Below are 9,940 nucleotides of genomic sequence, written 5' to 3' on the forward strand. Positions count from 1 at the left end.
ACGTCCTTTGTCACTAGTTGACCTGATTTTTCGGGTATTCAATCCAGTCAATCAAGCACCACCATACAGGAAGCATTTGTAGAGCCGATCAAATCCTTTTCGAACAGGCAAGTAGAAAAAATATGATTAATAATTGAAAGTAAAAGGCCTAAAACCGACCTTATTTATAACTAATAATTGGGGATTACCCAATTACTTATCATCGATGCTTTAGAATATACTATGTAAATGCTGTGTTACGCAAGGTATCTAGTCAGTAAATTTTATAAAAAAGCTAAAAATATCTTGGCATTGACCTAGATTTATAGGGTTGAAAGATAGCTATCAAAAGTTTGTATCGACATTATAAGAGGACTAAAATGACAAAAGCCCTGTCAATTGACAGGACTTTTTTTATCGAATGACCACTATTAAAGATGTTTATTTATTGATTGGACTATCAGGTTGATAGTTTGCGTCTGATGGTTTGGCGAAAGTTAACTTCACAACCTGCCAAGCCACACAGACAGCACCAATGATAAATACCACGTCGCCGAAGGTACGAATCCATCTTAGCGTCACTAGGAAGTCTTGTTGTAAGAAGCCTTCACTGCGCGCATACCATAGGCCCTCAGTGATTGAAGCGTGAGCTTGGAAAATACCGATTGGCAATAAACTGGTGGCAATCATTAATACCAAGCCTAGGTTTAGCATCCAGAAACCTGTTTTCATAAGCTTATCACTGAACACGTAATCAGGGCGAATGTAGCGCATCACCAGTAATACAAAGCCTAGCGCTAAGAAGCCATAAACCCCAAATAAAGCTGCGTGTGAGTGAACGGCTGTGGTATTTAGCCCTTGTAAATAGAATAAAGATACAGGAGGGTTAATCATAAATCCAAATACACCAGCCCCTAACATATTCCAGAAAGCCACGGCAACGAAACACATGATTGGCCACTTAAGTTTCTGCATCCAAGGAGACTTGTGCTGCATTGACCAGTGATCATAACCTTCATAGCCAAGTACGATTAAAGGAACCACTTCTAAAGCACTGAATGAAGCCCCAATGGCCATAACTGGCGTGGTGGTACCTGAGAAATATAAATGGTGGAACGTACCAGGTACACCGCCTAATAAGAATAAAGCTGCGGAAGCAATAGAAGAAGCAGTAGCAATTTTTTTGTTTACTAAGCCTAAATTATAGAAAATAAAGGCCAATGATACCGTAGCAAATACCTCGAAGAAGCCTTCAACCCATAAGTGAACTACCCACCAGCGCCAGTATTCCATGATGGTTAAATGAGTACGTTCGCCGTAGAATAAACCACTACCGTAGAATAAACCGACACAAACCACAGAGGCGAAGAAGATAGCCAGTAAGTTGTTATCTCCCTTGTTTTTAAAGGCAGGCATAATGCCACGAGACATCAATACGAGCCAGATTAAAATGCCTACCCATTTTAAGATTTGCCAGAAGCGGCCTAAGTCGATGAACTCATAACCTTGGTGACCAAACCAGAAGTTATATTTGGCTGGCATGATTTCAGCAAGGGCAAAATATTGGCTAGCAAAAGAGCCCACACAAACAATGATTAAAGCAACCCAAAGGATATCAACGCCTAGTTTTTGGAATTTAGGGTCTTTACCGCCGTTAATAATTGGGGTTAAGAACAAACCAGCCATTAAGAAGGCAGTAGCGATCCAGAATAGGGCGGATTGGATGTGCCAAGTACGTACTAAGGCATAAGGGAAGTAGTCCGCTACGGGTATGCCATAGAAGTTTTGACCTTCTACAGTATAGTGCGCAACGAAACCCCCAATGAATACTTGGAAAACAAATAGAGCAACTACCAAGAAGCCATATTTTGCTAACGCTTTTTGAGAGGGAGTTAAAGCAATTTTAGTGAGAGGGTCCGCATCAGGAGTAACCAGTTTAGGCTCAAGATCATCCTCTTTACGTAAGAATGCCCAACCCCAAATTAATAGACCCACACCAGCGATTAAGAACACCACACTGGCAACTGACCACATGATATTCTCAGTGGTAGGTTTATTATCGATAATAGGTTCGTGTGGCCAGTTATTGGTATAGGTAGCCTCGGTACCGGGGCGTTCTGCTGAGGCGACCCAAGTGGTCCAGAAGAAAAAGTTGGTTAAACGCTGTCTCGATTCTTCGCTAGTAATGGTATTGTTTTTCATCGCAAAGTTTTCACGAGTCTTCTGAAACTCTGGGTCATCCCCATAGACACTCATATAATAAGGCGCGATCTCATTCATTGCCTCAATACGAGTTTGTGACAATACAACCATGTTGTTTTCATTAACTGTACTACCACGATATTCCTTTTTGACCTGCGCATCTAGTACCGCTTTTTGATCTTCATTTGCAGCCTTATAGTCAACACCGTAAAGCTCGTTTGATTTAATATCAAGCCAAGCTACCAGCTCTCTATGTAACCAGTCTGCGGTCCAGTCCGGGGCCTGATAAGCACCATGACCCAGTACAGAACCTAACTGTTGTCCGCCGGTACGTTGCCAAGCTGATTGACCATCTAATATATCTTCTTTGGTCATAATAACTTGACCATTACTGTCTACAAATTGGTCAGGAATAGGGGGCGCTGTTCGATAAATCTCAACTCCGCCCCAGCCTAAGAAAGAGAAGGTGATAATTAAGATGGCGATCAACCCCCACCAGTACTTTTTGTACTCACCCATAACGTGCTCCTAAATAATTTAAACATATATATAAAATGAATGTTTAAGGTTGAAGTTGGGCAATAATAACCCTTAATACCTAAACATTTTTAAAGCTACTAAATTACCTATCCCATTTTTGACAAATCATGTCCCAAATATATTCACAAAGGGTGAGTAATATAGTTTTAATCTGATGATTGGGGTGAATTATAACATCCATTTTAAATGAATGTTAATACATGTTTTCTCTTTATCAGTATTTTTTATGCTAATCCCATTAATTTAAAGACTTAGCGGAGAGGGAAATTAAATTCATATGTTGCTTGATTGCTTTTTTAAGGTGAATAAAAGGTAAAAAGATATGCTGATTAAGTGGGTATTGTAATTTCTGTAATTATCCAGTAATATTCCCCAGCAAATGTAAATGATAACTATTCTTATTATCATTTACATTTGTTTGATAAAAATTTGATCACCTGAAACTTACCCATTGCTAAATCAGCAGAGTGAATATTATGCGTAAAACCAGTCTTAATAATTTATCCCCTCTATGTCTTGCTATTACCTCTATCCTTGTTGTACAAGCGGCGAGTGCTGAGGCAGATATGCCCACCATGACCATGCAAAAGATAACCGTCACCTCCGATAGTTCAGTACGTGAAAGCGTACAACAAGACGAAGTGTATAGTGAAGATTACACACCCGCTCAGCAGGCTTCTCATTTAAGTGACTTTTTAGAAGTTGTGCCTGGTGTGAGTGTCGGCGGTACCTCGTCTGTTAACCAGCGTATTCGCGTGCGTGGCCTGGATGATACTAATCTAAAAGTATCTATTGATGGGGCTCGTCAAGAGGGGGCTTTGTTTTACCACATGGGTGATGTGACCATTGATCCAGACCTGTTAAAGCAAACCGAGGTAGCTGTGGGTAATAACTCCATAACCTTAGGTAATGATGCCTTAGGCGGTGCAGTAGCCTTTAAAACAGTAGATGCCGCTGATTTACTAAAACCAGGTCAAAAAATCGGTGCCAAGCTACATGCAGGTTATGCCAGCAATAACGATGAAGTATTAACTTCAGCGACTGTCTTTGCTGCTCCAGCTGAAAATGTGGATTTGCTGGCTTATTATGGTAAGCGCAATGTGGAATCTGGTGAAGATGGCGAGGGCCGCGAGCTATTTGAGGACAGTAAGGGAGAGAATATTTTATTAAAAGCGGGCGCTACTATTGCTGACGATCATCGTATTGGGGCTAGCTTTAGTCGTACTGAAAAGAAAGGGGTTTTTCCATTTCGTCCAGATTTCCCTTCAAGACCTGAAGACCCAATCCCGCAGCAAGTTAAGCGCGAAACTTATAATGTAGATTATGGTTTTAATCCTGCCAACCCACTGATTGATGTTTCTGCCAATGCTTATCAAACTAAGACCCAAATTTTACGTGATTCAGATGGCGAAGCTGGTTATGAGTTTGATGCTGAAGTAAAAACGACTGGTGCTAAAATTGAAAATATCAGTATGATTGAGAGCAGTGTTGGTAATCACAAGCTAATCGCTGGTGTGGAGCATTACAAAAAAGAATCAGCAATGAGTCGAGACTTTGCCAAGGCAAGCAGTGATGAGGCCAAAAATACTTCAGTATATTTAGAAGACCAGTGGCGCTTGGATAAACTTACTTTAACACCTGGTGTTCGTTATGATCGTTATGAGTCACCCAAATTTGTATCAGATGGCAAAACTTATAACAATGTAGTAGGTGCCCTAGCAGCCAGCTATGAGATTGCACCACGTACGCAGATTTTTGCCAGTTATACCGAGCTATTTAATGGTCCTGATTTGGGACAGGCTATTTTTAATAGCAATGGTGAAGGTATGTATGTCAATAAGGATTTAAAGCCAGAGGAAGGTTATAACTCTGAAATAGGCATTTCTACCACGCTACGTGATTTGACCACAGCCAACGATGCTTTGCAGTTAAGTGCCAAATACTTTAAGTCGAATATTGAAAACTATCAGCAGTTTATTAGAACAGGGAATAGTGCTGGTCGCTATGGTCTAAACTGTACCACTGGAGCGCGCGGTTCGGCAGGTAACTTGCAAGATTGCCAGGGTATGATAAACAGCGATGAAGACTATGAAATCAAAGGGGTAGAGTTGGCAGCTAACTATACCACCAATAACTTTGGCATGGGTCTAAGCTACTCACGCGCTCGTAGTGAGGGTGATAAGACAGGCAATAGCATTCCTTCGGTTAGTGGCGGCAGTGCTGATTCAGGTGATCGTTACATGGTCAACTTAAATTATGATCCTACTAGCGAGCTGGGTCTAGGCTGGCGTAGTACCTATGTGGATTCAATCACGGATAACAACGGCATTAGTAAGCCAAGCTATGATGTCCATGATGTTTATATGAGTTATGCGCCTCGTCAGTTTCAAGATATAAAAGCCACGCTTGGCGTGTATAATATTTTTGATGAAACCTATGCCAATCATTCTTCACGTCTAAGTGACAGCGATGCAACGACTGACTTTGAACCAGGCCGTAATATCAAAGCCTCTCTAACCTACCAGTTCTAATTAACCGATTAGCACTATCTACAAATAAAAATCCCGCTATCTTTAAAATAGCGGGATTTTTATTGGTAGCTCTGGCTGTTTTTAATTATCCATTATAGCTTAGCATCATCTTTTAAGAAGACTTGACCGGTTACGGTTTTATATAAAGCACATACCATAATTACCATACCCAATAGGCCTAAGGCAGGATAAAGCACGTTAATTAGGGTACTAAATGGGAATAAAGACGCCAATAAAGACAAGACTACGAGACTAATGGTTAAAGTACGGAATTGCACCGGGTTCTTCTGCGAGTCATAAAAACGAATCACACAGCCATACAGGTTAGTCACCGCCGTAGTAAATACTGCAATCACCAATACGATGCTAAATAAGATACCTACCATTGGGCTGATGTTATTGGCAATTTGTAGGAAAGGAATTTGATATTCAATAACATTGGTCAGATCTGATAGCAAGGCCAAAGTAATAAATAACAAGCATAGACCTAAGAAGAAGCCGCCCATTACCCCAGCAATTCTAAGGGTCTTTAAGCTTGACTCTTTGCCGCCCATAGCGGTTAGAGTTGAGGTAGCCAAACTAACGTTATAAGACACGTAGACAACAGCGGAGGTCCACCAAAAAGGGGTAGCCAAAGTCGGAGTCAGGTTTTTTAGGCTTTCATCAACTGTCGATAATTGATCAAAGTTTGAACTTAAAGTAACTAAAGAAATAGCGATTACGCTAAAGATAATAATAGGGGAGACAATGCCCAAAGCACGAACCGAGGACGAAAATCCAAAGATTACGGTCGCCAAAGTCATGCCAGCAATAATTAACTTACCGGTCATAACGGATAGGCCCCAGTATTCATTAATGGCTGCTCCGCCACCTGAGAACATAATACTCACACAGCCGAACATAAAAAATAGCAACACATAGTCGCCGATAAAGCCTAATTTATTGCCACACAAATAATTGAGTACGTCTCTATGACTGCAGGTTTGTAGTCTATTGCCTAGCTCCATAAATACTGAGCCATACCAGATAAACATAAGGGTGGTAATAATAGCACCAATAATCCCTACCAAGCCGTAGCCTGAAAAAAACTGTAATACTTCTTGTCCACTGGCGTAGCCTGCACCAATTACGGCGCCCACATACACGCCTGCATAGCTAATGGCTTTTAAAATCGAGCTACTCATATTTTTTATATCCCTATTAAAACTAGCTGCTGTACAGCAGTTGATGTAAAGCTAATTTAACTAGCCCTGATGTTCTAGTAAATTGATAACGATTTTTGGGGGGTATATTAACAGTAAGTTATAAGAATACAAGAGGCATCATTAAATGCTTTATGATAATAAGGGGTAGGTAGAGCGATAAGGAGTTAAAAAATAGATATAAATTTAAAAGAAAAATTATCGATGATAATTAGCCAAAAAAAAAGAGGCCTGATATTAATCAGACCCCGGTTTATTTAGCTAAGCCGTCAAAACATAGCCCTTAACTTATAGGTTAAGAGTGTTATAAGTTAAGAGTGCTGGTTGATCCAGTTTTGCATTAAATCAATTTCAGACTTCTGGGCATCGATGATGTCCTGAGCCAGTTTTCTCATTTGCTTATCTTTACCGTACTTTATTTGTACTTCAGCCATGGCCACAGCCCCTTGATGGTGAGGTAACATGCCTTTAGCAAATGCCGTATCGGCATCTTCACTTAGAATTCCCTGCATCATGTCCTCATGAAACGACTTCATACTGTCAAGATAAGCTTTATGCATACCTTTGGTGTAGTCTTGCTCGTCAGTATCTGGATTGGCTTCTAGCCAGTTCTCCATTTGTTTAATCTCAGCTTCTTGAGCGGCAATAATATCGGTTGCAAGCTTACGCATATCCTCATCTTTACCATATTTAAGCTGAACTTCTGCCATGTCTACTGCACCTTCATGATGAGCTATCATACCCTTGGCAAATGCCACATCGGCATCGTTGGCTTGCACGCCTTCCATCATGTCTTCATGCATGTCATCCATACTGTCCATATAGTCTTTACCAAATTCAGTAGTGGCTGCATGTTCCGTCATATTAGAGTCCATGTCATGAGCTTCATGGTTCATATCGGTATCATGAGTGTCAGCAGTTTTAGTGGTCATTTCAGTATCGACTTCACTCGGGGCTTCCTCTGAAGCAGGCTGGCAAGCGGTAAAAGCCAAAGCAGAGGAGCATAAAGCGGCCACTCCTAGTAATTTGGTCTTTGATGATTTATTAGTAATAATAGGGGCAGTAAGGTTATCTTGGATATGTTTATTCATCATAATATCTCCAATGTTTATTTATTTTATTTTCAATAATTATTCATTAATAAGCTGGACATTAATAAACGGATAGTAAGGTAATTATATCAATCCATAAGACCTTACAATGTTGTTAATAAAGGGCAGTTAGTGAATTTTTGCTAGAAATAAAGGCTTATTGTTACCATTAGTAGGCATAATATGACTTTATAGTCGTCAAATAGGCGTCAAGTTATTGGTTCTTGAGCTATAAAAAATTAATTATAGAAGGTGAAGTATGTATCAAGACATCATAGATTTTTGTTTTAAGGAAGTAGGGACACAGAAGTTCTTTCAAAAAGATAAAGCGTTCGATGAGCTACTCACGCAGCGTTTTGAGGATACTTTAGAGCGTGCAGCAAGAGCAGAGTTATTTGCTTGGCGACAGCACCCCGAGGGCCGTTTGGCAGAGATTATTGTATTAGATCAGTTCTCGAGGAATATCTATCGAGATACGGCGAAGGCTTTTGCGCAAGACAAAATGGCTTTGGTATTGGCGCAAGAGGCAGTAGCAGCAGGGGTATTGCAACAGCTAGAGAGTGTGGAGGCGCGTCAACTGTTATTAATGCCTTATATGCATAGTGAGTCGAAGCTCATCCATGAGCAAGCAGAAAAACTGTTTAAGCAATACACTAACGAAGAGGTCTATGGCTTCGAAATACGTCATAAAGTTATTATCGATCGTTTTGGCCGTTATCCTCATCGTAATGAGATTTTAGGTCGTCCATCTACCGAAGAAGAGAAAGAGTTCTTAACCCAACCCGGTTCTTCGTTCTAAACCTAAGCTTGTTTTAATCTAACGAGATTTTTTTGCTTAAGTTGACAACATTATTTGGCGGGGATTAGCTCGCCGGTGATAATAATAGGGATAGTGGTGCCAAAAATACCTGGGAAGGCAGTCACTCCAAAGTCGTGACGGTTAACCATTGCTGTGGCTTTAAATTTTAAAGCACTTGGCTGAGTTTTTGACTGGGTATAAACGTCAGTCAGCACTACTTTTACCGTCATAGGTTTGCTTTGACCTAGGGCATTAAACTTACCTGTGATATTCCCCTCTCTTGGGTTTTTTAATTTGGCACCTGAAGAGGCAAATTTAATGGTGGGGTACTGTTGAGTGTTTAATAGCTCTTTGCGACGAATAAAATAGTCGCGCGGCTTGAGGTCAGTATCCACGCTGTCTGTATAAACCGTAAAATTTACAGTCGTATTTTGCGGTTTATTTTCATCATAATTAATGGTGCCCTCAACTTTATTAAACATGCCTTTAATCATAGATTTCTTTAGATAAGACACCTCAAAGTTTACTTTGGTTTTTTGAGGGTTGATTTGCCATTTTTGGGGCACAGATGCGGTTGAGACAAGCGGTGATAGTATTAATAAAGCACAGCTTAAAGTCTTGCTTAGAGACTTAGTTGATTGAGTTATTTTGGCAGTAATCATTTTGAAATCCAGTAATTTAGTAATCCGAGTAAAGAATGAATCTAACAAGGATATCAGAGGATAAAGCAGTGCATTTTAACATGTTGCTATACTTGTAGCCCGCACCCTCAGTTTATCAATTGTGACTCTTTATTAAGTATGACTACTAAAAAATGACTGGCGTATAAATTAAAATCAGAGATAAATAGAGAAAATATCTAAATGATAATAATTCTTATTTACATATAAAGCGATTTCATATATCATGCACTGAAAAATAAATGAGTAAAAATAACTTTAATTAACAGGCGTCTAAAACCTGGCTTTACTTCTTATGATAAAAAAGACAAGCGATAAATCAGACCTAATCAAAGTTAATACTGCAACCGCTATTGTGGTACTAGCGATGCATGTAGGTATAGCAGCGGCCTTAGTAAATATGCAAGGACCAAAGCCAGTAGTGAAAAAGCCAGAAGAGGTTAAGCCCATTGAGATTCAGATGCTGTCCATGCAAGAAGCAGTAGAACCTCCTAGTGCTGTTCAACCCGAACAAAACACGCCACAAGTTAGTCAGGAGCAGGTGGCTAAGCTTCAGTCACAAACCAAGCCTGCCTCAAAACTAGAAGAAGCCGAGAAGCCTGAAACTAAACCCGTCAAACAAAATAAGACTGAGCCTGAAGTATCTGAGCCTCAAACTAAATCTGAGCTACGAGTTGAGCCTGAGCCGGTAGAAGAAACCCCGCTGGTCAATAAGTCCGATCCAGAACCACAGAGACAAACTGAGCCAGACATTGATTTAGAAGTTGTCACTAAAATTAAAAAGACACCTATTATTGACGACAATGAACATCAGCGTTTGATTGAGCAAGCAGCCCGAGAACAAGCAGCCCGAGAACAAGCAGCACGAGAGCAAGCAGCACGAGAGCAAGCAGCACGAGAACAAGCTGCAAGAGAA

Annotated in this window: 6 protein-coding genes and 1 pseudogene; 3 read left to right on the plus strand and 4 right to left on the minus strand. The window is 40.3% G+C overall.

All coding sequences use genetic code 11. From position 1 onward, the window contains the following. Positions 1–420: 420 nt before the first annotated feature. A complete protein-coding gene (locus tag B3S92_RS01635; RefSeq protein WP_296202099.1) occupies positions 421–2,700 on the minus strand; it encodes a nitric-oxide reductase large subunit in 2,280 nt (759 codons plus the stop codon). Between the two features lie 497 nt (positions 2,701–3,197). On the opposite strand from B3S92_RS01635, the gene B3S92_RS01640 reads away from it, so the two are divergent. Then, positions 3,198–5,252 carry a TonB-dependent receptor domain-containing protein gene (locus B3S92_RS01640; protein ID WP_296202101.1) on the plus strand — a complete coding sequence of 685 codons (2,055 nt, stop codon included), beginning with the start codon at positions 3,198–3,200 and terminating at the stop codon, positions 5,250–5,252. 92 nt (positions 5,253–5,344) lie between these two features. Here B3S92_RS01640 and B3S92_RS01645 read toward each other — a convergent pair whose 3' ends face one another. Both B3S92_RS01645 and copM read right to left on the minus strand, forming a co-directional pair. Further along, on the minus strand, positions 5,345–6,436 hold the full coding sequence (locus tag B3S92_RS01645) for a beta-carotene 15,15'-monooxygenase (protein WP_296202103.1): 1,092 nt from the start codon (positions 6,434–6,436) through the stop codon (positions 5,345–5,347). A gap of 329 nt (positions 6,437–6,765) precedes the next feature. Continuing rightward, positions 6,766–7,548, minus strand: a complete 783-nt coding sequence (copM, locus tag B3S92_RS01650) for a CopM family metallochaperone (protein WP_296202105.1) — start codon at positions 7,546–7,548, stop codon at positions 6,766–6,768. A gap of 256 nt (positions 7,549–7,804) precedes the next feature. Between copM and B3S92_RS01655 the strand changes: the two genes are divergently transcribed. Continuing rightward, positions 7,805–8,344, plus strand: coding sequence for a DUF924 family protein (locus B3S92_RS01655; protein WP_296202108.1), 540 nt, complete (start codon positions 7,805–7,807; stop codon positions 8,342–8,344). Between the two features lie 50 nt (positions 8,345–8,394). On the opposite strand, the gene B3S92_RS01660 is transcribed toward B3S92_RS01655, so the two are convergent. Beyond that, positions 8,395–9,006 carry a YceI family protein gene (locus B3S92_RS01660; RefSeq protein WP_296202110.1) on the minus strand — a complete coding sequence of 204 codons (612 nt, stop codon included), beginning with the start codon at positions 9,004–9,006 and terminating at the stop codon, positions 8,395–8,397. Positions 9,007–9,319: 313 nt separating this feature from the next. Here B3S92_RS01660 and B3S92_RS01665 point away from each other — a divergent pair. Continuing rightward, a pseudogene (locus tag B3S92_RS01665) lies at positions 9,320–9,940 on the plus strand (hypothetical protein); the annotation flags it as partial.

Source organism: Psychrobacter sp. UBA3962 (genome assembly GCF_002385225.1).
In the GTDB taxonomy this organism is placed as follows: Bacteria; Pseudomonadota; Gammaproteobacteria; order Pseudomonadales; family Moraxellaceae; genus Psychrobacter.